Genomic DNA, 23,247 nt, shown 5'->3' with positions numbered 1-23,247 from the left:
GCGGTGACCGGCCGCGGCGGAGAGGCCCCTTTTTCCGGAGCCAACGCATGGTTGACCCCATCTTGTCCGTCCGCGGCGTGGCGAAACATTTCGGCGGGCTCAAAGCCGTCAACGATGTGAGCTTCGACGTCCTGCCACAGCAAATATTCGGCATTGCCGGACCCAACGGCAGCGGCAAATCCACCTTGTTCAACGTCATGACCAAGGTGCCCTTCGGCCCGACCAAAGGCGAGGTGCGGCTTAACGGCAAGTCGATCATGGGGCTTTCCGCCCATCGGATCGCCCTTGCCGGCATCGCTCGCACCTTTCAGCGTGAAAACGTCTTCGCCTCGCTGTCGGCGATCGACAACGTTGTGGTCGCGGTGGAAAGCCACCTGCCCAACGCCCCTTTCGCCGAACAGATCGAACGCGCGGAAGAGGCGCTGAACCTGGTCGGATTTCCCGCCAACATGCACAATTCGCCTGCCGGCAGCCTGCCGATCTTCTACCGCAAGCAGTTGATGATCGCCTCGGCGCTGGCGCTTCAGCCCAAGGTGCTGCTGCTAGACGAACCCGCCTCCTCGCTCACCGGGCCGGAGATCGAGCGGATGAAGCAGATTATCCTTAGAGTGCGCGACAACGGCATGACCGTGGTCCTGATCGAGCATGTTCTGGGCTTGCTGATGGAGGTTTCGGATCAATTGCTGGTGCTAGACCAGGGCGTGATGATCGGCAAGGGCGACCCGATCACGGTGACCCGCGACCCCATCGTGATCGAAGCCTATCTGGGGGTGGCCCATGAGTGACTATATTCTTGATGTGCGCGGGCTGTCGGGTGGCTATGACACCACACAGATCTTCTCGGACATCAGCCTGCAGATCGCCGAGGGCGAAAGCATCGGCATCTTCGGCCCCAACGGCCATGGCAAGACAACATTCCTGAAAACACTGTCCGGGCTGATCGACCCCTGGGCCGGGGATATCTTCTTTTCGGGACAACGCATGAACCGCGAAGGCGAACGGGGCAGCCGCCGCTGGCGTAATTTCAACTACGACGCCGTGACCCGGCGCCGGATCGATCCCAAGGCCGTTGCCCGCGCCGGTCTGATCCATGTGCAGCAGGGCAACCTGCTGTTTCCAGAATTGACGGTGGACGAGACCCTGTCAATCGCCACCACCGCCGCGCACGGCCGCAAGGGCTGGTCGCTGCCGGAGGTCCACGCGTTGTTCCCCCGGTTGCACGAGCGTGGCAGCCACAAGATCCGCTTTCTGTCGGGGGGCGAACGACAGATGGTCTCGATGGCGGCGGGCTTGATGGCCGCACCGAAACTCCTGATCCTTGACGAACCGACGCTGGGTTTGTCTCCGAAAGTCCGGCAAGAGCTGTGCGACGCGATCCTCAGCGTCCGCAAACTGGGACTTCCGATCGTGCTGATCGACCAGGATGTCGCCTTTCTCGAACAGATCATCGACACCCTCTACCTCTTCGACCACGGACGTTTCTCGGGCCGGATGGAGAAAGAGGAGATGCCCGACCATCAAACCCTGATGGAGATGCTTTTTGGAGAGGCACACTGATGGATACGGCCATTCTGATTGATATCGTCAAGTCCGGCCTGGTTCTGGGCGCGCTCTATGCGCTGATGGCAACCGGCCTGTCTCTGGTCTGGACCACGCTTGGCATCTTCAACTTTGCCCACGGGGCCTTCATCGCGCTCGGCGCCTATCTGGCCTGGCAGTTCTCTTCCACCGATGCCTGGGGACTGCCGATGGTCCCCGCCATTCTGCTCAGCTCCGTGGTGATGTTCGCCATCGGCGCGCTGCTGCATTTCCTGCTGGTCAAACCCTTTGAACGGCGCCAGGACATTGTCCTGATCTCGGTCATCAGCACGCTGGCCGGGGCGGTGATCCTGGAAAACGGTCTGCAGCTGATCTGGGGGGCACGGTCCAAGCAGATCCCCTCCCTCGCCGATGGCGCAGTCGAGTTCGGCGCCCTGTCGTTGAGGAATTCCGAACTGTTGTTAATGGCTCTGGTACTGGCGATCCTGCTCTGTGTGGGAATGTTCCTGCGCTATTCCAGGCCCGGCCGATCGATGCGCGCTGTAGCCCAGAACCAGGATGCCGCCGCGCTTCTGGGGCTGAACGTGCCGCTCTATTTCTCGATTGTCTTCGGTATCGCCGCGCTGACCGCCGGGCTGGCCGGAGTCTTTGTCGGGACCCTCCGCTTCATGAGCCCCTCGATGGGATCCGAACCGCTGATGAAAGCGTTGATCGTGGTGATCTTCGGTGGCGTAGCGCGCTTTTCCTCGCCGATCTACGCGGCATTGATAATCGGCCAGATCGAGGCCTTCTCGGTCTATTTCGTCGGCCTCTACTGGGCGCCGGCGGTACTGTTCTTCACCATGATCGTCGTGCTTCTGTTCAAGCCCGAGGGTCTATTCGGCAAATATCAGAGGACCCTGTGATGCGCTACGACCCTCCCCTTCACAAGACCCAGGGGCTGTTCCCGCTGATCCTCGCGGCAGGCGCGCTGCTGGTCTATCCGCTGATCTTCGAGGCAACCTATTTTCGCCACCTGATGATCCTGGCCTTCGTCTTCGCCATCGTGGCGACGAACTGGGATCTGTCGCTGGGCTATGCCGGGCTGTTCAATTTCGGCCATGTCGCCCTGTTCGCGGTGGGCATTTACACCTATGCGATCCTTGCCAAGACGTTGGGCGTTTCGCCCTGGCTTGCCATTCTGGCGGGCGGCGGGACGGCGACCATCGTGGCACTGTTGATCGCGCTACCGGTGCTCAGGCTCGATGGGATATACGTGATCCTGGTGACCATCGCGCTCAGCCAGTTGATCTATCTGGTCGTGATCTCCTGGTCGGATGTCACAGGCGGCACCTCGGGCATGGTCACCCTGCCGACGCTTAAAATCGGCGACTACCGGCTCTCCAATGACGGGCGCATCGGCTACTACTATGTCGGGCTGGGGCTTTTGTTCCTCAACATCGCCTTTCTCTACCTGTTGACCCGATCACGACTGGGCCGGGCGATCATGGCGTTACGGGACAACAAGTATTACGCCATCGCCCGCGGCGTGTCCGAGGCAAGGACCCGCGCCCTGACGCTGGCTGCCAGTGCCCTGTTCACCGGCATTGCCGGAGCCTTCTACGGCGCCTATCTGCGCGTCGCATCGCCCGACGCCTTCGGCATAGGTTTCCTGACCCTGGTGCTGTCGATGCTGTTGGTGGGGGGGACCGGCACCATCTGGGGGCCGTTGATCGGCGCGTTCGCCATCGCTTTCCTGTCGGAATGGCTGGCCGGATTCGGACCATGGCAGAACATCATCGTCGCGCTGGCCATCATTCTGGTCGTGGTCTTCTATCCCGGCGGGCTCTGGGCGGCGCTGCAACAGCTGCGCGAACTCGCTGACGGGCTGCGCAGCCAGTCCCTGGCACGGCTGCAGCGCCACCGCGGCAAGGCCACCCGCGAGGCGATGACCGGCGCGCAGGAGCGAATGCTGCAGACCCGCTTCGGCAAAATCGCGGTGGCCGACACCGCCCCTGCCGGCGGCACCGACAAACCTGCGCTGCTGATGCTGCACGGCAACTCTGCCTGCAAGGAGGCCTTTCACAAGCAGTTCCGCAGCTTTGCCGACCGCTACCGGGTGATCGCCTTTGATCTGCCGGGGCACGGGGTGTCGGATAATGCCGATCCCGAGGCCGCCTATAACGTCAATGCCTATGCCGAGATCGCGGAACAGGTCCTGTCAGACTGCGGTGTCCGGCAGGTGCATGTCTTTGGTTGGTCGCTGGGGGGCTATGTGGCTCTGGAACTGGCGGCGCGGGACCGTGTCGAGGTGACCTCGCTGGCGATCTGCGGCACGCCGCCACTCACCGTGGTACCCGATGACATGGGCCGCGCCTATGTGCCCACCGCGCATATGGTGCTGACCGCCAAGCAGTACTTCTCGCGTCAGGAGGCCCGGTCCTACGGACAGCACGCCACGGCGCCGCTCTCCGAGGCAAGCGCCTTCCTGCATCGCGCGGTACGTCGTACTGATGGGCGGGCACGCGCCTACATGATGACCAAGCTGGCCATCGTCGACTGGCCGCGGCAGATGCGGGTGCTCGCCGAAGGCCGGATTCCCACCGCCATTCTCAACGGCAACGATGATCCCTTCCTGAACCACGCCTATGTTGCGGGACTGAATTACGGCAACCTCTGGAAGGGGGCGCCGCAGGATATCCAGGACGGCAAGCATGCGCCCTTCTTCAACCGGACGGATGCCTTCGACCTGAGCTATTTCTCCTTCCTGCGCCATACCGAGGGCTGGCACAGCGCCTCGACCACGCCCGCCGCCGTCGGGACCGCCCGAGCCTGAAGAATCCCGCATCGGCAGGGCTGCCATCTCGAAGGCCCCTGCCCTTCAACCTGCTCCCGCCTCCGCCCCGCTTCGCCCCGTCCCGGACCCAGGCGCGCGCACTCAAAAGAAAGCCCGAGGCCCGACATGCAGTATATCTCTACCCGTGGGCAGGCGCCCGCCGTCGATTTCAAATCCGCGATCCTGACGGGACTGGCGCCCGATGGCGGACTTTACCTTCCCACCGAGTGGCCGCAATTCTCTGCCGCCGAACTCTCCGCGCTGCGTGGGGCCGCATATCCGGATGTGGCCTTCGAGGTCTTCCGCCGCTTTGCCGGCGACTGCATCTCACCCGAGCGGCTGCGCGCGCTTTTGGGGCGGGCTTATGACGATTTCGGGCACCCCGCCGTGGCGCCGCTGGTCCAGACCGGTCCGAAGCAGTGGGTTCTTGAACTGTTCCACGGCCCCACCCTGGCATTCAAGGATTTCGCCATGCAGGCGATTGCGCCTCTGATGGCGCATTTTCTGGCCGAGGAGGGGCGACAGATGACCATCGTCGGCGCCACATCCGGCGATACCGGCGGCGCCGCGCTCAAAGCCTTTGCCGGGCGTGCCGGTATCAAGGTGCTGTTCCTGTTTCCCGAGGGTGGCGTTTCACCGTTTCAGCAAGATCAGATGCTGGGGCTGTGCGGCGACAACACCCATGTGGCGGCGGTGAGCGGTAGTTTTGACGACTGTCAGCGGATCGTCAAAGGGCTGTTCGCGGACGACACTTTTCGCGATGCGGTGTCGCTCTCTGCGGTGAACTCAATCAACTGGGGGCGGATCGTGGCCCAGGCAGTTTACTATTTCACCACCTGCCTGGCGCTGGGCCTTCCTGACAGTGGCGTCAATTTCGTGATCCCCAGCGGCAATTTCGGCGACATCTATGCCGGCCACGTGGCGCGGCAGATGGGCGCCCCGATCGCCGGGTTGACGATTGCCACAAATGAAAATGATATTCTCGCCCGCGCCCATACCACCGGCTCCTATGTGCCGAAGGCGTTGAAACCGACGATCACACCGGCCATGGACATCCAGGTCGCGTCGAATTTCGAGCGGCTCTTGTTCGAGCTTCTGGACCATGACGCGGCAGCGCTGCGCCGGCTGATGGCGGATTTGGAGCAGCACGGTGGGTTTGCCCTTCCCGCGCCGGCACTCAGCCGGTTCCAGCGCGCGTTTCGGGCTTCCGCAGTCAGCCAGCCCGCCTGCCGAGACAGGATCGCCCGCAGCCATGCGGCGACGCAATATGTCGCCGATCCGCACACCGCCGTCGCGCTGGAGGCCGCCGCACGGCTATCGCCGGAGCGCGCACCGCAAGTGGTGCTCTCGACCGCGCATCCGGTGAAATTCAACGAGACCGTCACCGAGGTCCTGGGCTTCTGCCCCGGTCCGGGACAGGCTCCCTTTAGCCCCCGCCCGGTCCGCAGCGTGCCCGACGTGATCGCCAACGATATCGCGACCGTAAAGGCCCGGGTCCATGCCCTGCCCTGACCACACCCCATGCCGGAGAGGCGTGTTTCAGGTCCATCGGCCCGCTGGGTTCTGTCCTGCCCTCCTGCTGAAAAAACGCCACTTCCCCAGCGTTGTTGCAGAGCTCGCATCGGGTTCGTAGCGGCGAGTTCCACCCTGGGGCACCCCGCCACGATCCACACCCGGGCGATCTGGGGCATGATGGCCCCCGCCAAGACCACACCGAGACCGCCTGTTGCAGCGCGTGTGAGACCCCTCATCGCCGCCCGCTATTGGCGTCAAGCGTATCTTCCTCCGTGTCTGTCCGCCCCTTGAACGCGTCCATGCTGCTGGCCACGCCGAAGATGCGGTTTAGGACGAAGTCCAGCGCCCGCGTCGGCAAGAGCCCGCGCAGCAGCGGCAGCAGGCGTACGATGGCCGGCATGTGCAGGAAGACCGCGTCGCGCTCGACGGCGCGCAGGATGCGGCGGGCGACATCCTCGGGCTGGAGGATCGGGATGAGGCGCGAGCGCACCCCATCGAACATGCCGGTGTGGATGTAGTAGGGCAGCACCGTGGTGACGCGCACCCCGGTGCTGCTGCGTTCCATCTCCTGCCGCAGGGAATCCGACCAGCCGGTCACCGCCCATTTGCTGGCGGCGTAGACGCTCATGTTCGGGTTCGAGACGAGCGCCGCCGCCGAGGCGATATTGACGATGTGGCCGCCGCCGCGCGCCACCATGCCGGGGAGAAGCGCGCGCGTCAGATGCATCAACGCGCCCGCGTTGATCGCCAGCGTGCGGTCGATATCCGCGTGTTGGTGATCGAGGAACGGTTTTCCAACGACGATCCCGGCATTGTTGAACAACAGGTCGATTGCCGCTCCCGCGGTTTCCAAGCGCTCTGGGGCAGCGAGAACGGCATCGGTATCCGACACGTCCATGCGCTCGAAGGTGACCGATCCCAAGGGGCTCAAGACAGCTCGCGCGGCTTCGATATTGGCCGCGCTCGCGTCCCAGACGATCAGGCGCTCCGCGCCGCGCTCAAGCAGCATCCGCCCCATCAAGAGCCCGATGCCCGAGGCACCTCCGGTGATCAGCGCCGTGCATCCTACGATCTTTGTCATGACCGTCTCCTCAGCGCCCAAACATGCGGATGGCAAACTCGGCGAACCGCCCGAAAGGGGGGCGCAACAGGGCGAAAGCATCGATCGGCCCGGGGCGGAAGACCGCGCGCGCATGGCTCAGACGCCGGAAGCCATCGCGCCCGTGATAGGCGCCCATGCCGCTCGCGCCGACACCACCGAAGGGGAGGTTCTCCTGGGCGATATGCGTGATCGTGCCATTGAGCGTCACACCGCCCGAAATGGCGCCGTCGAGAATGCGCCTCTGCGTGGTCCGATCCTTCGCGAAGGCATAGAGCGCGAGCGGTCGATCGCGGCGGTTCACGATCGCCAGCGCGTCGCCGAGATCGCCGTAGGGAACGATGGGGAGCACGGGGCCGAAGATCTCCTCGGTCATCAGCACGCCCTGTTCGGGCGCTCCCAGCACCACGGTCGGCGGCATCCGCCCGCCCCATTCGCCTTGGGCGCGCAGGACGCGCGCGCCAGCCTCTTCGGCCTCGGCGATGGCGTCCTCCAACCGGGTGCGATGCCGCGCGGTGATGACGCTGGCATAGTCGCGCGCGGCAGAAGCGGCCGGATAGCTTGCCTCTGCGGCCGCGAGCACGGCGCGGGCCAGCGCCTCTTCCTGCCCGGCCGGCACGAGCGCGTAATCGGGCGCGATGCAGATCTGCCCTGCGTTCAGGAACTTGCCCTGCGCGATCGCCCGCGCGGCCGCGTCCAGGGGATACCCATTGGTCACGATGGCGGGCGATTTGCCGCCAAGTTCCAGCGTCACCGGCGTCAGGTTCTCGGCCGCCGCGCGCATGACCTGGCGCCCCACGGCGGTGGAGCCGGTGAACACCAGGTGATCGAAGGGCAGCGCGGTGAAGGCGCGCGCCACATCGACATCGCCCGTGATCACCGCGACTTCCTCCGGCTCGAACGTCTTGCCGACAAGCTCGGCAAGCAGTTCGGAAAAGCGCGGCGTCAGCTCCGAGGGTTTGATCATCGCGCGGTTGCCGGCAGCGAGCGCATCCACCAGCGGGCCGAGGCAGAGATAGAGCGGGAAGTTCCAGGGCGAGACGACGCCGACAACGCCCAGCGGCTCGTGGCGCACCCAGGCGCGTCCGCCCCGGAACGCGAGCGACGGCGCGCGCCGCTCATCGCGCATCCAGCGAGCCACATGGGTCCCGGCATGCCGGATCGCACCCAGCAGAGGGACAACCTCGAGGAGCTCGGTCTCCTGTCCGGGCCGACCGCCGAAATCCGCATCAATCGCGCGCGCGATCTCGCCCCGGTTCTCCTTCACCATCCGACGTAGCGCGTCCAAGCGCCGCCGCCGAACGTTGGCGTCAGGAATGCGCTCGGCCAAAACCGCCGCGCGCATGCGGTCCAGGGTGTTCTCCATGAGTGTTGCTCCCCATCAAGTCATGGCGGCGCCTTCCTTGAACGGGACACGCCGGTCAAGCAAATTTGATAGACCTCTCAAGTTTTTTCAAGTCCCAAACCGCCGACGCCGCGCACGATCATCGCGGTCATCAGGGCCGCAGCCTCGGAACTGGAGGGCCCCGGGCGCTCGTCCAGTTGCAGGATGGTTTCGAGGCCCATCGCAAAGATCATCCGGGCAACGAGATCGAGTTCCTGCGCCGATAATGAACGGCCCGCTCCCCGCGCCACGTCACGCCGCAGGTCCTCGAGCATCCGTTCCATTGCGTCGAACTGGTGGAGCGAGGCGCGCACGTGATGCTGGTTGCGTTCGATAAAGCCGCGTGCGCCTTCGATCGAGACGATGTGCTCAAGCAACGCCTCGAACGAGATGCGCAGCATCGTCTCTAGGTCGTCTGCCTTGGACCGTGCGCGCGCGGTCAAGGCGCGGACCTCTTCGGCAAGCTCCTCGAGAAACACCTCGAACAGCGCCTCCTTGGACCCGAAATGGTTGTAGAAGCTGCCGGTCGAGACGCCGCTCTCCCGCACGATCCCGGCAATCGAGGCGGCGTCCAAGCCTTGCGAGGAGAAGGCGTGCCACGCAGCGCGCCGAATGCGGTCGCGCGCTTCCGAGGTGCGGGCCGCGCGTTTGGCGGATGGGGCGTATTTGCGCGGTGCAGTTGAGCGATGCGTGTCGGCTCGCGGCTGTTCGGTCATTCTCGCCCTCGTGAAAGTGTTGGCAGGTCCGACCACATTAACCTTCGGCGTGGGTCTTCGCATCAGGCCTCGTCGTCGAAAGGGGCGATCCGCTGTCAGGCCGCGCAGGTCGCGACCAGACGCACCTTCCCGCGACGAAATAGGCAATCGCCGCAGCACTGCCCCCGATCACCAGCGGGAAGACCCCGGCGGCAACCCGCTTTGGCACTTCAGTTCTTAACGCCCTGAGCATTTGATCATATCAAATCGACCAGTATGATAACTTGACTAGTCAAATATTTGAGCCGATGTTGGATGCCATGAGAAGGCCTGATTCCCCAGACACTCAGCCACGCTATCGCGTCCTCGCAGACCTGCTGCGTCAGGAGATCGTCGGTGGCACTTATGCGCCGGGCGCCCAGCTGCCGACCGAAGCGGAACTGTCCACAAAATTCGGGATGAGCCGGGGTACGGTTGTAAAAGCGATCGACACTCTGGTTGGAGAGGGTCTTGTCACCAAGCGGCAGGGGTCAGGAAGTTTCGTTTCGATGCCGACCCTGCATCGCCGTTCTTCAAGGCTGATGTCCTACACCGAAACACTGAATGCCCAAGGTCACTCGGCCGGCCAAAAGGTGCTGTCTTACGGCAGCGCGGACGTCGGCGAGGCGCGCGCTTTCGGGGTTCATGAGCCTGCCATGCTGCTTGCCCGGCTCAGGTATTTTGACCACGTTCCGGTGACCATTCACCGCTCGTTCATCCCATGCGACGTGGTCGCCAGATTGTCCGCGGAAAACCTTGGACAACTTCTGAAGGGCGAAGCTTCGCTATACGCTGCTTTTGAAGCCGAAGGGATCACCATTCACCGCGGCGCGGAACATGTCTCGGCCAGACTGGCCACCGCCGAACAGGCCGAGGCGCTCCACCTGCAACTTCCGGCGGCGCTTATGGTGGTGATCCGGCAGAGCTCCGATCAGGAAGGCCGGCTCATCGAGGCCACCGAGGCCGTCTATCACGCCGATTACTACACCTACAATTTGGACCTTTTCCGAATTGAGACGCACGAAGCGCCGCACCGGCTTCAGATCGCTCGCGGCCGACCAATAAACCACATCCAACAGGAGAATTGACATGACACTTAGCAGGATTCTTGGCGGCATCGCGATGTCCCTGGTCGCCGGCACCGGCTTTGCCGCCGACGCGCCGGCGGCATTGGTAGTTGCACAGGGCGGCCTGGGGGACGGGGCCTGGAACGACACCGCGAACGCGGGCTTTGAAGCCGGCATTGCTGCCACCGGCCTCGAAGGCCGCGCCATTGAGTCAAACGACGTTGTGGCCCAGGGCGAAGAAATCATGCGCCGTGCCGCCGACGCCGGTTTCGGTCTGGTCATGAGCCTCGAATACGCCCACGGCGAAGGGATGGAGAGCCTGGCGCCAGATTACCCGAATACCAAATGGGCGATCTTTAACCAGACCCGTGCAGGCGACAACATCGCCTCGGTCCTGTTCGGCGAGCATCAGGGGTCCTACCTGGCGGGTGTTCTCGCCGCGCAGATGACTACCACAGAAGGCGTCGAGGGCATCAACCCCGAACCGATCCTTGGTGTTATTCCCGCAATCAAAAGCCCCGGTATCGACAAATTCGTCGTGGGCTTTATTCAGGGCGCGCAATCGGTGAATCCCGATATCGAGGTAAAGGTCGGCTATGCCGAGACCTTCGGTGATCCGACCAAAGGCGAACAGATGGCCAAAGCCATGTTCGAAAGTGGCGCCGACATTATCTATCATGTGGCGGGCGGCACCGGCCTTGGCGTCATCGCTGCGGCCGAAGCCACCGGCCATTATGCCATCGGCGTCGACACAAATCAGGACGGCCTGGCTCCGGGTCATGTGCTGACCTCGATGGTCAAGCGCGTCGATGTGGCGACCCAGCAGCTTGTCGAACACTATGCGAACGACAGCTACCCTGGCGGTCAGACGCTGGTGTTCGGACTGACCGAAAACGGTGTCGGCCTAACCGACATGCAATATACGAAAGAGATCGTTCCTGCCGAGTACATGGAGGCCGTCGAAGCCGCCAAGGCGGGGATCATTGCAGGTGACATCGACGTCTGGGACGTGTCCGCCCAGGGCTATCCGGACTTTTACCAGTAACTCTCTCTGTTTCAGATCGAACCACTCGCACCCGCGATGGGCCGCATGAGCGGCCCACCGCACCAGTTAGCTATGCTGTGAGCCTGCTATGACCGCCATCGCACTCGGCGCCACCGACATCTGGAAAAGCTACGGTCCGGTTCAGGCCAACCGCGGCATCTCGCTTTCCGTCGCCCCCGGCGAAATCCACGCCATCGTGGGGGAAAACGGAGCCGGGAAATCGACACTCATGCGCGTGCTGCAGGGCATCGAACGGCCCGACCGTGGGCAAATCACGGTGATGGATATGCCCGTGTCCTTCTCCGGTCCGGCCGAAGCGCTGGCGCAGGGGATCGGCATGGTCCATCAGGAATTCATGCTCGCACCGGACCTGAGCCTTCTGGAAAACCTGGTCCTCGGCGACGAACCCGTAGCGGTCGGGCGCGGCGCTCTCGCCAAGATCGACTGGGCCGCGGCCGAGGCGCAGGGCCACGAACTGGCCAACCGCATCGGCATCGACGTCGACTGGCATCGCCGGGCCGGAAGCGCTCCGGTCCACATCCAGCAATTCGTAGAAATAATCCGCCTCCTACGGCGCGGCACCCGCATTCTGATCCTCGACGAGCCAACCGCGGTTCTGGCCCCTCAGCAGGTCAACGAACTCTTCAATCTTCTGCGCCATATCCGTGACAGCGGCACCACCATTCTCTTCATCAGCCACAAGATCCGCGAGGTCACCGCGCTGGCCGACAAGGTCACCGTGATCCGGCGCGGTGAAGTGGTTTTCGCCTCCAACGTCGCGGACTCCAACGGCACCGAAATCGCCTCGCATATCGTGGACGGTGAAAACCCGGTCATCGACGACATGACGCGCGGCACCCCTGGCGCGCCGGTGCTGACGGTCGCGAACCTTTCGGCACCCTCGGTCGAGAAATCCCACCCCTTGCACGACATCGGCCTCACCGTCCATGCCGGCGAAATCGTCGGCCTCGCGGGGGTGGCGGGCAACGGTCAGGTTGAACTGATGGAGGCCTTGTTCGGTCTGCGCCGCGCCAAAGGTTCGGTGACACTGGCCGGCCTCGACATTTCCGGCATGGGCGCCGAACGCCGCCGCCGCGCCGGGATCGGATATATCAGCGCGGACCGTCGCCACGAAGGCCTGTCGATACTGGGTAGCATCGAGGAAAACACAATTGCCGGATCGCATCGGCAATCACCGATCTCGAATGGGCTCTGGCTCGCCCGCAGCGCGGTTAGGCGCATCGCACAGGACCGGCTCGAGCGGCTCGCCGTGCGTTTCGGCACCCTGCGCGATCCGGTCGGCAGCCTGTCGGGCGGCAATCAGCAGCGGGTGGTATTCGCCCGCGAGGTCGCAGGCTCCCCGCCCCTGCTTCTCGTCTCGCAGCCGACGCGAGGCGTGGATCTGAACGGGATCGCCGCGATCCACGGTATCCTGCGCGACTTCCGCGAAGCGGGCGGGGCCGTCCTGCTCGTCTCCGAAGAACTCGACGAGTTGCAACTTCTGTCCGACCGCATCCTGGTGATGGCCGAAGGCCGCATCGTCGGCGCATTGGGCGCGGACGCGGACCGGCGCGAGATCGGGCGTCTCATGGTCATGGAGGGGGCGGGCGCATGACGAACTGGTTCGAACGCGGCTTCGGATTCGCCGTGCCGGTGCTGATCGCACTGGTGGTGAGCGCTCTGGTGCTCCTGGTGATCGGGGAAAACCCCATCGACACTTTCGCGTTGATGGCCACCGAGGCCTTCGGCTCTGACCGCCGCTTCGCCTCGACGCTTTCGGCGGCGACACCGCTTCTGTTCACGGCGGTCGGCACGGCAATCTGTTTCCGCGCCGGCGTGTTCAACGTTGGCGTCGACGGCGCGTTCTTGATCGCGGGGCTCGCGGCCGTGGTCGCGGGGTTCTCGCTGCCCGCCGGTCTCGGATGGGCTCTGATCCCGATCTGTCTCGCCATCGCCGCCGTCTTCGGGGCTGCGTGGCTCTTTGTGCCCGGCTGGCTGCTGGCGAAGCTCGACGTCGATGAAGTCGTCTCGACCCTGATGCTCAACTTCATCGCCGTGGCGATCACCGGATATCTCGTGAACGGGGCGTTCCTCTCCGAACAGTCCGGCAACAATGTCACCCCCCGCGTGCACGACGCCGCCGAACTGTCGCGTCTCATGCCCCCCGCGACCCTGCACAGCGGTTTCCTGATCGGCCTGGTGGTGCTCGTCGCCTATGCCTTTTGGGTGCGCCGTACTCCGGCTGGACTCGAAGGCGCATGGGTCGGTCTGAACAAACGCTTCGCCCGCGCCGTGGGCGTCTCCGTCCCGCAGACCATCATCCTCGCGATGGTGCTGTCAGGCGTGGTTGCGGGCCTTGGCGGTGCCGCTCACGGGCTGGGCCAGTTGCATCGCTTCACCGACGGGTTTTCGGCCGGCTACGGCTTCACCGGAATGGCGGTGGCGCTTCTGGGCCGTAACACGCCGATTGGTATCCTGTTCGGCGCGATCCTCTTCGGTGCGCTCGCCTCGGCCGGCACCACGATCCAGTTGTTTTCCAACATTCCGCTCGATCTCGTGAACATCATTCAAGGCATCGTCATGATATTCGCGGTCGTCGAACTTGGCCGCATCACCATCCGCCGGAGGGCCAGGGCATGATCGAACAAGTCCTCGCCGCCGGCTTCATCCTGACCACCCCGATCCTCCTCGCCGCCATCGGCGGCCTGGTGAACCGCCAGGCCGGCATCGTGAACATCGCCCTCGAAGGCAAGATGCTCATCGGCGCGTTTGTTGCGGTCCTGGTGTCCTCGGCGACCGGCAGTTGGCTCGTCGCCACCGTGAGCGCCGCGCTCGTCGGCATGGTCATCGGATACGCCTTTTCCCTGTCAATCACGCGGCTCGGGGCCAACATGATCATTGCCGGTCTGGGCTTGAACGTGCTCGCTGCCGGGGCCATCGGCTTCATCATGTCCATCGCCTACGGGTCGTCGGGCACTCTGCGGCTTCCCGATGTGGCGCTTCTGCCCAACGTGTTGCCGGAGAGCATCGTCGCGGTCCCACTGGTCGGCCCGATGCTAGCTGATCTGGACCCGCTGACCCTCTTCGCGGTCGGGTCGATCGCAGTCCTGCCATTCTTCCTCGGCGCGACCCGCTTTGGATTGTGGATCAGGGCGACTGGCAACGCCTCGTCCGTGGTGCGTTCCGTTGGTCTGAATCCGAAACTGGTGCAGGAAGCAGCGACCGCCTTTGCCGGGTTCTTCGCGGGCATCGCGGGCGCCCAACTGGCACTGGCGTCGATCGGTATCTTCAACGAGGGCCTCACGGCGGGTCGTGGATTCATCGCCCTCGCCGCCTTTTACTTTGGTCGCGACCGCCCGTGGCAGACCGCCGCCGCCTGTCTCCTGTTCGGCCTGCTCGACGCGGCCCAGATCCGCATGCAGACCGTCGGCCTGCCCCCGCGCCTGATCGGCGCGCTGCCCTATCTCATGGTGCTCGTCGCCCTCGTCATCACACAGCTCCGCAGCCTGAAGAGGACGCAATGACACAGACCGCTCTCATCCTCGTCGACATGCAAAATTCTTTCCTGCATCCCGATGGTGAAAACTTCTATCCGGCCGCGCCCGAGGTCGTCGCGCCCTGTCTGGAACTGCTCGAAGCTGCGGTCGCCAGCGGGGCCATAATCGTCCACGTCTGCGACCGCCACCGCGAAGGATTTGCAGATTTCGAACAGCCGCGCCTGCCGGTGCATTGCGTGACCGGCGGGTTTAACGCCGCGTTCTTCGAGGGCTTCGGCCCTGCCAACCGCCCCAACGAAATCCAGATCACCAAGCGGCGCTATTCGGCGTTCTTTGCGACCGACCTCGCGCTGTTCCTTTTTGAACAGGGGATCGAACGGGTGGTGATCGGCGGGGTGAAAACCAACGTCTGCGTCCGCGCCACCGCAACCGACGCCTTCGGCAACGGGTTCGAGGTCAACGTGGTTCGAGAAGCGGTGAATTCGAACCGCCCGCATCTCAGCGAGGCGTCGCTGGAAGATGTGGAACGCTATATCGGCAAGGTCGTGGATCTCGACACTGCAAAGGGCCTTCTGGCATGAGCCGTCTGGTTGTCACCGGCTACGCGAGTCTCGACTTCGCGGTCCGCCTCGACGGTCAGGCGCAGGGCGATCGCACCACGCTGATCGCCGACCGCGATGCCGGTGCATGGCCCCGCGCCGGCGGCTGCCCGACCTATATCGCCGGCGCGGTGGTGCGGTCCGGGCAGGCGGCCAGCCCCGTCATGTGGGTGGGCACCGGCGCCGAAGGTCAGGGTTTTGTCGGCAAGATCGATGCGCAGGGCATCGGCACCGAAGGCATAGGCCTGGTCGACAGCCCCCGTTCGCCCACGGCGCTCATGGTATATCAGGCGGACGGCTCCTGCATGTGCCTTTACGATCCCGCGCTCGACCGGGGCGAGGTGCTGATGGACGCGCAGAAAGACCTGATCGCCAGCGCCTCGCATCTGTGCATCTCGGTCGGACCGCCGCAACTCATGGACGAGATCGTCAGCCTCTGCCCGCGCGATGCACGCCTCTACTGGGCGGTCAAGAACGACACCGACGCCTTCCCCGACGCAATCCGCGCGCGTCTCTCGGCCCGTGCCGATGTGATTTTTCACGCGCGGTCCGAGCGCCCCCTGATCGGCGCGAACGACGCGGTGCTGGTGGAGACCCGCGGACCCGATTGCGTATGCGTCACGCAGGGCGACGAAAAAACCGAAATTGCCGTCACGCCAATCGACATCGCCGACACCACGGGTGCGGGGGACACATTCGCCGGCGGCTTCATCGCCGCCGAAATGGCCGGGGCAGACCCGGTGGCTGCTGCGCGCGCAGGTATCGCGGCGGCGGCAACCCTGCTGTCGGAACGCAAGAGGAGACAAGAACAGTGAAAAAAGCCTGGTACGCAGGACATTGCGCCGATGATCTTGGCGACAGCGCCATTCTGGTCGGCGATCCGGACCGGGTGGAACGGATCGGTGCGATGCTGACCGACCCCGTTTTCCTTCCGGTCAAGCGCGGCCTGAAAACCGTTACGGGCCGCTGGAATGGAAAGAAAGTGAGCATCGCCGCCTTCGGCATGGGCGCTCCGATCGCGACCATCCTGCTGCACGAATTCGCGGACCTCGGGATCGCGCGTTTCGTGCGCATCGGCACGGCGATGTTTTTCCCGCCGGCCACCGGCGGCGCATTCCTCGTGTCGGAAGCCGCGATCGGGTTCGACGGCACCTCGCCCGCTTATGGCGTACCCAACGGCGAAACGGTCGCAGCCGACCCGGCGCTCGCGGCACGCCTGTCCGAGGCCGCGACTGCAGCGGGCGAAACCCCCTACACGGGGCTCTACGCGACCTATGACGCCTTCTACCGCGACATGTTCGGCATCGACGCCAAAGGCAACGACCGCGCCGACCGGATGCGGCGTTCCATGGCGCAGCGCGGCGTGCTGGCCGTCGACATGGAAACCTCGGCGCTGCTCGCCGCTGGACAGGATCTCAGCTTGTCGGTCGCGACGCTCTGCTATGGCACCGTCGACGCGTTGAGCCAGGAAAAGCTTGGAGCCGAGGCGCTCGAAAGCGGTGAAAGACAACTATTCCGGATCGCTCTGGACGCGATCACGCACTGACACATGATAGAGGGACAAGAACAATGAGCGACATGCCCAAGCGCTATCTCCAGACGGTCTTGGACCGCCTGACCACCGTCATGGACAGCCAGACCGACGCCATTGAAAACGCGGCAAACGTCTGTGCCGAGGCCATCCTGAGCGACAAGCTCGTCTTCACGTTCGGCACCGGCCACGGATCCTTCGCCGCGATGGAGATGTATCCTCGCACCGGCACCGTCACCGGTTTTCGCCCGATCGTGGAGAGCTCGATGATCTCGTTCCACCGAGTGCTGGGTGACGCGGGTGCACGCCAGTACCGTTTCATCCACGCGCAGGAAGGCTATGGCAACGCGATCTTCGACAGCCATCAGACCGACCCCGGTGACGCGATCATCATGTTCTCGCATTCCGGCATGAACGCCGTGACGCTGGATATCGCCATCGCGGCGAAAGAAAAGGGCATGAAGGTCATCGCCGTGACTTCAATTCCGCATTCCTCCGCGGTTGTCTCTCGTCATTCGAGCGGTAAGCGGCTTTATGAAATTGCGGATGTGACCATCGACACCGGCGTGCCTCTGGGTGATGCGGGCATCGAGATCGAGGGCGTCGCGGGACGCACCGGCGCGACCTCCACATCGGTGGCCATCGCGATCGGCCACGCGATCAATTCGACCACTGCCGAGCTTGTCGCGCAAACAGGTCGCGACCCCTACATCATGGTCAGCCCAAACACGATGGAGAAGGCCAAGGCCAACGCCCACAATGACAAGAACTACGCCGAACTGTGGCGCCGTCTGAAGGCGCGCTGACATGGATCGTGGTTTCTTCATCAATGGTCAGTGGGAACATCCCTCCGGGCTGGACCGCTTCGACATAACGAACCCGGCGAACGGCACGCCGGTGGGCTCGACACTGCTGGCGAATGCCGCCATCGTGGACCGCTGCGTCGACGTCGCACAAAAGGTGGCGCCTGCCTTTGCCGCCCTGCCCGCGCGCACCCGCGCCGATATGCTGCACAGCGCCGCACGTCTGATCGAGGAGCGGGCCGACGACATGGCCCGGCTTCTGACCCTCGAACAGGGCAAGCCCGTCGCCGATAACATGAAAGAGATCCTCTTCGGCTGCGAAGTGCTGCGCTACTACGCCGAGGAAGGGGTGCGTGTGGGCGGGTCGATCCGCCCCGCGTCGGCGCCGAACATCCGCAACCTCGTCACCTATCACCCGATCGGAGTCGTGGCGGCGATCGTGCCGTGGAACTATCCCATCGATCTCTACTGCTGGAAAATCGGCCCGGCGCTCGCGACCGGGTGCCCGATCATAGTGAAGTCGCCGCATGAAACTCCGCTCGCGATCGCCATGCTCGTCGATTGCCTGCACGAGGCCGGATTCCCTGCCGGTTCCATCGCCGACATCCCTGGCCTCGGTCAAATCGCAGGCGAGGCGCTGTCGACCCATCGCGGCATCCGTGCCCTGTCGGCCACGGCCTCGGTCCCTGCCGGTCAGGCGATCATGCGCGCCGCCTCGGTGAACATGAAGCGCCTTTGTCTCGAACTCGGCGGCCATGCGCCTTTCGTCGTCATGGAAGACGCCGATCTTGAAGAGGCCGCCCGTGCCGCGCACCGCCGCGGATATTCCAACATGGGCCAGATCTGCATCACCGTGAACCGCGTTCTGGTGGCCGAAAAGGTTGCAGATGAATTTGCCAGCATTCTCGCGAGCCTCGCAGATGAAACCGTGCTCGGTGACGGGCTAGACCCGTCCATCGCTTATGGCCCGGTGCAGAACGCTGGAGTTGTTGCACGGATGGACCGGCATGTGTCGGACGCGGTCGCCAAGGGCGGCAGCGTGATCGCTGGGGGCGGCCGCGCCACTGGAAGCGGCTTGGACGACGGCCTGTTCTATCGCCCGACGGTGATCGCGAACGCGCCACTCGACAGCCTTCCGATGAGCGAAGAAACCTTCGGCCCCGTCATCGGAATTGCAAGCTTCGCGTCGGACACGGAGATGCTGAAGATCGCAAACAGCCTTGATTATGGCCTTGCGGCCTATATCTACGGCCCCGATCTGGATCGGGTTTGGTCGTTGGCCGAGCAGATGGAGTTTGGCGCAATCGGGGTCAACGTGAACGATACAAGCGATCTCATGGCGCCTTTCGGAGGCTGGAAAATGTCGGGTTTCGGGCGCGAACTGGGGCCGGAAGGACTCGATACGTTTCTGCAGCCCAAGCATCTCAAAGTCCGGCTTCGCCGGGCTTCCTGACCTCTACAATAGCGGCAAAACCTGGCTGTAGATCCGCCTGATCGTGCTGAAGACAAGCGCGGGCGGATCTCGGCAGAGGTGGTCCCGAATGTTCGACCGGTTTGCCGCCGGTCCAAGCTCAGGAAGCCCCGGCGCAGCCGGATATAGCTGATGTCGCTACGCCAGACCCGGGTCGGTCGGACTATGAACACCCTCTTGAGACGGGACGGGTAATTCCTGTGCTCGGGATGCTTCTTGCTGGTTTGCGGCTCCGGTTCCCTCCCAGGCATTGCTGCGGCACCGTTCCGGGGACTTACGCGGCCGCACTGCGGCCACGGTCCCCCTCCACCATGAGCCTGATCAGCCGCCGCATATCGAGCCAAAGGCACGCTTTCAGCGAGGCAAAAGCGTGATCGTTCGGTTCAAGCCCGAGGTCTTCAAGCAGCTCGGGCCCTGGTAAACGATGCGGGATCTCGAACGGAAAACCATGCACCGGGTCGATTGGCACAATCAGGACGGTCTCCTCAGTTCCACCGAGGCCGAGAGGCGACTCTCTAAACAAGTCGCCGCGATGGACAAACTCGCGTAACGCGTTGAAGGGAACGCTCTCCGGGCAAGCCCGGGCGGTTCAATAGGCGGCCCGGTAAAGTTCGAGAGCGTCGGCCTCGGTGACATCGATCGGGTTGTTCACCAGAAGTCGCGATTGCAGCATGGCATCACTGGCGAGCATTGGCAGGTCGGCTTCGGGCACGTCGACGTCGCGCAGCCGAAGCGGTGCGCCGGAACGGTCCATCAGGTCCTGCATGAAGGCCACGAAATCTGCGGAACGCGCCTGCACACCGGTCTCGGACGGGCCGAGCACCACATCGGCCAGTTCGGCATAGAGCGGGGCCGCAGCGGCCATGTTGAAGCGCAGCACCGGGCCGAGCATAAGGGCGTTGGTGAGCCCATGTGGCAAATGGTAGTGCCCGCCGAGCGGGTATGCCAATGCGTGAACGGCGGCCACCGGGCTGTTGGAAAACGCCTGCCCCGCGAGGTTGGATCCCAGCAGCATGGCCTCGCGCGCGGCGTGGTTCGTGCCGTCTTCGCAGGCGGGTAGCAGGTTGGCGGCCATGAGGCGCAGGGCCTCGCGGGCGAAGAGATCGGAAAGCGGGTTCTTGCGGTGGCGGCTGGTGAAGGCCTCGATGGCATGGACCATCGCGTCGATCCCGGTGGCGGCGGTCTGCGTGCGGGGCAGGCCCACGGTCAGTTCGGCATCCAACAGCACGCGGTCGGCGTAGAGCTGCGGCGCGACGATCCCCATCTTGGTGGTTTCGCCGGTGGTGAGGATGGTGATGTTGGTCACCTCGGATCCCGTGCCGGCGGTGGTGGGCACCTGCACCAGCGGAACCCGACCGCCCTGCACCTTGCCGATGCCGTAAAGCTCGGCCAGCGGCTGCTCGGACACCAGCATCACGGCCGCGAGCTTGGCGATATCCATCGACGAGCCGCCACCCAGCCCAAGCACGATGTCGGCACCCGCGGCCTTGCCCTGCTCGATGCAGGCCATCAGGACATGTTCCGGCGGGTCGGCCACGACGCTGTCGAAGACGGTCACCGCGAAGCCTTCGGCCTTGAGCGAGTCTAGGGAGGGGCCAAGCAGGCCGTTCTCGTGCAGGAAGCGGTCGGTCACAATCAGCAGGTTGCGCTGGGTGAACCAGCCGCGCAGGAGCGCCCCGATCCGCGCCGCGCCGCCCCACTCGACGAGCATGGATCCGGGCGTGTCGAAGGAGAAGGGCTGGGAAGCGAGGGTCATGATACGGAGCTCCGTTCTGCGATTGAGGGTGCGGGCACTAGCGGTCAGGCGGCTGTCCAGCCGCCGCCGACCATAAGGGCGAAGCCGGACTTCAGGAAGACCGGGCGCGCGTCCAGCGCGGCATGGCAGGCAGCGGTGTCGGTGACATCGAGTGGCAGGGCCCGGGCCTTGCCGCCGGCAATGCGGATCACCTCGGCGGTTTCCTCCATCTGGGGTGCGGACCGGGCTGGACCAAAGACTGGGCCCCCTGCCCCGGCGAAGCCCTCGGCGACGGCGCGGCTAATCCCGCTGTCCGCGCCGGCCACCGGCGCGCGCATTCCGTCGCGACGGAAATGCTGGGTCATGCCTGCCTCCGTTGCTGCTCGAGCCGGGTGCTCACCCGTTTCATCACGAAGGGCAGGATCGCCACGAGGCAGAGCGCGATGAGAAGTCCGAGCGAGATCGGGCGTTCGAAGAAGATTGTCAGATCTCCGCGGCCCAGCTGCCAGGTGCGCAGCAGGTTGCCCTCCATCATGCGGCCCAGCAGAATCCCGATCACCATGGCGACGACCGGGTAGTTGAAGTGCTTCATGATGAGGCCGAGGATGGCGCCGCCAGCCAGGGTGATCGGGCCGACCATATTTTGCGACAGGGCGTAGGAACCGAGCACGGTCAGCACGGTGATGACCGGCAACAGGTAGCGCAGCGGTACCTTCACAATGGTTACGGCGACGCGCAGAAAAAGCAGGCCCATGCCAGCCAGAAGGATCGCCTGCACGAGGTTGCCGCCGATGATGGCGTAGACGATCTCTTTGTTGTCGGAGACGAAGCGGGGGCCGCCGGTGACATTGTGCATGGCAAAAGCACCCAGCATGATCGCGGTGCCGGCGCCACCGGGGATGCCCAGTGCCAGCAGCGCCACCATGGAGCCGCCCTCGGAGGATGAGTTGGCGGATTCGGCGGCGATGACGCCCTCGGGGTTGCCCCTGCCGAAGCTGTCTTTCGTCTTCGAGCCGGTCCGGGCAAAGGAATAGCTGACGAGGTTGGCCACGGTAGAGCCAACGCCTGGCACCGAGCCGACGCCCGCGCCGATCAGCCCGCCTCGGACCATAAGATACCAGTGCTTGAACGCGCCGGTAAAACCCTTGGCGATGCGCGACAGCTTGACCTCGCGGGCCGAGGCATCTGCCACTATGTAATCGCTCTTCACCAGCGCGAAGATCTCCGATGCGGCGAAGAGGCCGATGATTGCGGCGGTCACTTCGATGCCGTCGAGCATGTACATCGAACCCATGGTGCCACGCATGACGCCCGAAGAGCTCATGCCCATGGTGCCCAGCATCAGCCCCAGCGCACCGGCAAGCACGCCGCGCCAGAAGAACTTGCCGGAAAGCGCCGCAATTAGGAAAAGGCCCGCCACGGCAACGAGGAAGAGTTCGGGAGCGCCGAGTTTCAGCACCAGCCGCGAGATCGGCTCGAGCAGGACGAAGAGCAGCGTGTAGCCGATGATCGTGCCCACCGTGGAGGCGGCGAGCGCGAGGCCGAGTGCCTCGTTATGGCGGCCTTGCCGCGCCATGGGGTAGCCATCGAAGCAGGTTGCGATCGCGGCCGTCGTGCCGGGCACGTTCATCAGGATCGCGGGCACCGAGCCACCAAAGCCACCGCCGGTGAAGATGGCCGTGAGGAAGAGGATGGCCGAGAGGAAATCCATGTAGAGGGTGAACGGCAGGAACACGGCCATGGCGATGGGCACCGACAGGCCCGGCAGGACACCGAAGGCAAGCCCGATCAGCAGGCCGATGGGCACCACCACCCAGGCCATGGGGTTTCCGGCAAGGAGCGCGATGGCGTCGCTGGCGGCGGCTAGGTCGATCATGTCAGCCTCGGCTCAGAGAAAGAGGGTTGGAACGGGGACCGAGAGCATCTTCTCGATCGCCCAGACCGGGAGCAGCCCGGCCACGAGGGAAAAGCCCAGGATGATGCGCCAGTCGCGGGCGCCCTGGAGCATCATGCAGAGGGCAATGTAGACCACGGTCGCGACATCGAAGCCGACGATCGGCAGGGCGATGACGTAGACCCCCAGCAGCGCCGCCGAAAGCGGGGTGCCCCAGGCCTCGCGAAAGGTGCGGGTGTCATCACCGGTATCGGCGGCGGCTGGTTCGAGGTCCGGCGCGTCTTCGGCCGTTTCGGTGGGTTCGCCCGCGCGCCAGCGCTGGACTTCCTTGGCGAAAAGCAGCGTGATCACCACGCCGGCGAGCAACGCGGCGGGGCCAATCAAAAGCATGTTCTGGGTTTTGGCCTGCGCGGCCCAGGCGTCGAGCGCATACCATAGGGCGTAGGCGGCGAAACCTGCGAGCAGCAAAAGGTGCCCGGCCGTTCCGCTCAGGTGCGTCATCACTTGGCGCATATCTGT

23 protein-coding genes are annotated in these 23,247 nt (G+C 64.3%); 15 read left to right on the top strand and 8 right to left on the bottom strand.

Annotated features, from left to right (window positions below):
• The first annotated feature begins 47 nt into the window (after nucleotides 1-47).
• The 5 genes from CVM52_RS00600 to thrC all read left to right on the top strand — a co-directional run bounded on the left by CVM52_RS00600 (nucleotide 48) and on the right by thrC (nucleotide 5,866).
• Nucleotides 48-785, top strand: coding sequence for an ABC transporter ATP-binding protein (locus CVM52_RS00600; protein ID WP_100160789.1), 738 nt, complete (start codon nucleotides 48-50; stop codon nucleotides 783-785).
• Complete coding sequence (locus tag CVM52_RS00595) at nucleotides 778-1,557, top strand: ABC transporter ATP-binding protein (RefSeq protein WP_100160788.1); 780 nt, start codon at nucleotides 778-780, stop codon at nucleotides 1,555-1,557. Before CVM52_RS00600 ends, CVM52_RS00595 begins: the two co-directional genes overlap by 8 nt.
• The gene (locus CVM52_RS00590; protein WP_100160787.1) at nucleotides 1,557-2,444 is read left to right on the top strand and encodes a branched-chain amino acid ABC transporter permease; all 888 of its coding nucleotides are present in this window, start codon (nucleotides 1,557-1,559) and stop codon (nucleotides 2,442-2,444) included. Before CVM52_RS00595 ends, CVM52_RS00590 begins: the two co-directional genes overlap by 1 nt.
• Nucleotides 2,444-4,354: an alpha/beta fold hydrolase gene (locus CVM52_RS00585; RefSeq protein ID WP_100160786.1), complete on the top strand. Its 1,911-nt coding sequence runs from the start codon at nucleotides 2,444-2,446 to the stop codon at nucleotides 4,352-4,354. Before CVM52_RS00590 ends, CVM52_RS00585 begins: the two co-directional genes overlap by 1 nt.
• 126 nt (nucleotides 4,355-4,480) lie before the next feature.
• On the top strand, nucleotides 4,481-5,866 hold the full coding sequence (gene thrC / locus CVM52_RS00580) for a threonine synthase (RefSeq protein WP_100160785.1): 1,386 nt from the start codon (nucleotides 4,481-4,483) through the stop codon (nucleotides 5,864-5,866).
• 235 nt (nucleotides 5,867-6,101) lie between these two features.
• Here the strand turns inward: thrC and CVM52_RS00575 are convergent, their stop codons facing one another.
• From CVM52_RS00575 to CVM52_RS00565, 3 genes are all read right to left on the bottom strand, one after another.
• Nucleotides 6,102-6,950 (bottom strand): SDR family NAD(P)-dependent oxidoreductase, encoded by an 849-nt coding sequence (locus tag CVM52_RS00575; RefSeq protein ID WP_100160784.1) that lies wholly within the window; start codon nucleotides 6,948-6,950, stop codon nucleotides 6,102-6,104.
• A gap of 10 nt (nucleotides 6,951-6,960) precedes the next feature.
• On the bottom strand, nucleotides 6,961-8,334 hold the full coding sequence (locus tag CVM52_RS00570) for an aldehyde dehydrogenase family protein (protein WP_100160783.1): 1,374 nt from the start codon (nucleotides 8,332-8,334) through the stop codon (nucleotides 6,961-6,963).
• Nucleotides 8,335-8,411: 77 nt separating this feature from the next.
• The gene (locus tag CVM52_RS00565) at nucleotides 8,412-9,068 is read right to left on the bottom strand and encodes a TetR/AcrR family transcriptional regulator (protein WP_172720870.1); all 657 of its coding nucleotides are present in this window, start codon (nucleotides 9,066-9,068) and stop codon (nucleotides 8,412-8,414) included.
• Between the two features lie 287 nt (nucleotides 9,069-9,355).
• On the opposite strand from CVM52_RS00565, the gene CVM52_RS00560 reads away from it, so the two are divergent.
• The 10 genes from CVM52_RS00560 to CVM52_RS00515 all read left to right on the top strand — a co-directional run bounded on the left by CVM52_RS00560 (nucleotide 9,356) and on the right by CVM52_RS00515 (nucleotide 19,081).
• Complete coding sequence (locus tag CVM52_RS00560; RefSeq protein ID WP_100160781.1) at nucleotides 9,356-10,174, top strand: GntR family transcriptional regulator; 819 nt, start codon at nucleotides 9,356-9,358, stop codon at nucleotides 10,172-10,174.
• A gap of 1 nt (nucleotide 10,175) precedes the next feature.
• Nucleotides 10,176-11,198, top strand: coding sequence for a BMP family lipoprotein (locus CVM52_RS00555; protein ID WP_100160780.1), 1,023 nt, complete (start codon nucleotides 10,176-10,178; stop codon nucleotides 11,196-11,198).
• A gap of 88 nt (nucleotides 11,199-11,286) precedes the next feature.
• On the top strand, nucleotides 11,287-12,813 hold the full coding sequence (locus CVM52_RS00550) for an ABC transporter ATP-binding protein (RefSeq protein WP_100160779.1): 1,527 nt from the start codon (nucleotides 11,287-11,289) through the stop codon (nucleotides 12,811-12,813).
• On the top strand, nucleotides 12,810-13,838 hold the full coding sequence (locus CVM52_RS00545) for an ABC transporter permease (RefSeq protein WP_100160778.1): 1,029 nt from the start codon (nucleotides 12,810-12,812) through the stop codon (nucleotides 13,836-13,838). The genes CVM52_RS00550 and CVM52_RS00545 overlap by 4 nt, the downstream gene beginning before the upstream one ends.
• Entirely contained in the window at nucleotides 13,835-14,722 is an 888-nt protein-coding gene (locus tag CVM52_RS00540) for an ABC transporter permease (RefSeq protein ID WP_100160777.1), read from the top strand. The genes CVM52_RS00545 and CVM52_RS00540 overlap by 4 nt, the downstream gene beginning before the upstream one ends.
• Nucleotides 14,719-15,276 (top strand): cysteine hydrolase family protein, encoded by a 558-nt coding sequence (locus tag CVM52_RS00535; RefSeq protein WP_100160776.1) that lies wholly within the window; start codon nucleotides 14,719-14,721, stop codon nucleotides 15,274-15,276. Before CVM52_RS00540 ends, CVM52_RS00535 begins: the two co-directional genes overlap by 4 nt.
• Nucleotides 15,273-16,109, top strand: a complete 837-nt coding sequence (locus tag CVM52_RS00530) for a carbohydrate kinase family protein (protein ID WP_100160775.1) — start codon at nucleotides 15,273-15,275, stop codon at nucleotides 16,107-16,109. The genes CVM52_RS00535 and CVM52_RS00530 overlap by 4 nt, the downstream gene beginning before the upstream one ends.
• Nucleotides 16,106-16,840 (top strand): phosphorylase family protein, encoded by a 735-nt coding sequence (locus tag CVM52_RS00525; protein WP_100160774.1) that lies wholly within the window; start codon nucleotides 16,106-16,108, stop codon nucleotides 16,838-16,840. Before CVM52_RS00530 ends, CVM52_RS00525 begins: the two co-directional genes overlap by 4 nt.
• A 23-nt stretch (nucleotides 16,841-16,863) precedes the next feature.
• On the top strand, nucleotides 16,864-17,631 hold the full coding sequence (locus CVM52_RS00520; RefSeq protein ID WP_100160773.1) for a sugar isomerase domain-containing protein: 768 nt from the start codon (nucleotides 16,864-16,866) through the stop codon (nucleotides 17,629-17,631).
• Nucleotide 17,632: 1 nt separating this feature from the next.
• On the top strand, nucleotides 17,633-19,081 hold the full coding sequence (locus tag CVM52_RS00515) for an aldehyde dehydrogenase family protein (RefSeq protein ID WP_100160772.1): 1,449 nt from the start codon (nucleotides 17,633-17,635) through the stop codon (nucleotides 19,079-19,081).
• 292 nt (nucleotides 19,082-19,373) lie between these two features.
• On the opposite strand, the gene CVM52_RS00510 is transcribed toward CVM52_RS00515, so the two are convergent.
• The 5 genes from CVM52_RS00510 to CVM52_RS00495 form a co-directional block, all read right to left on the bottom strand.
• On the bottom strand, nucleotides 19,374-19,568 hold the full coding sequence (locus CVM52_RS00510; protein WP_133119762.1) for a hypothetical protein: 195 nt from the start codon (nucleotides 19,566-19,568) through the stop codon (nucleotides 19,374-19,376).
• Between the two features lie 120 nt (nucleotides 19,569-19,688).
• Entirely contained in the window at nucleotides 19,689-20,855 is a 1,167-nt protein-coding gene (locus tag CVM52_RS00505) for an iron-containing alcohol dehydrogenase (protein ID WP_100160770.1), read from the bottom strand.
• A gap of 44 nt (nucleotides 20,856-20,899) precedes the next feature.
• On the bottom strand, nucleotides 20,900-21,199 hold the full coding sequence (locus CVM52_RS26510; RefSeq protein ID WP_133119761.1) for an SDR family NAD(P)-dependent oxidoreductase: 300 nt from the start codon (nucleotides 21,197-21,199) through the stop codon (nucleotides 20,900-20,902).
• Complete coding sequence (locus CVM52_RS00500; RefSeq protein ID WP_100160769.1) at nucleotides 21,196-22,710, bottom strand: tripartite tricarboxylate transporter permease; 1,515 nt, start codon at nucleotides 22,708-22,710, stop codon at nucleotides 21,196-21,198. Before CVM52_RS00500 ends, CVM52_RS26510 begins: the two co-directional genes overlap by 4 nt.
• 12 nt (nucleotides 22,711-22,722) lie before the next feature.
• On the bottom strand, nucleotides 22,723-23,241 hold the full coding sequence (locus CVM52_RS00495) for a tripartite tricarboxylate transporter TctB family protein (protein WP_100160768.1): 519 nt from the start codon (nucleotides 23,239-23,241) through the stop codon (nucleotides 22,723-22,725).
• Nucleotides 23,242-23,247 lie beyond the last annotated feature (6 nt).

Source organism: Pseudooceanicola lipolyticus (assembly GCF_002786325.1).
Lineage (GTDB): Bacteria > Pseudomonadota > Alphaproteobacteria > Rhodobacterales > Rhodobacteraceae > Pseudooceanicola_C > Pseudooceanicola_C lipolyticus.
The sequence above is the reverse complement of the archived record's forward strand: the minus strand, read 5'-3'. Positions and strand labels throughout refer to the sequence as shown.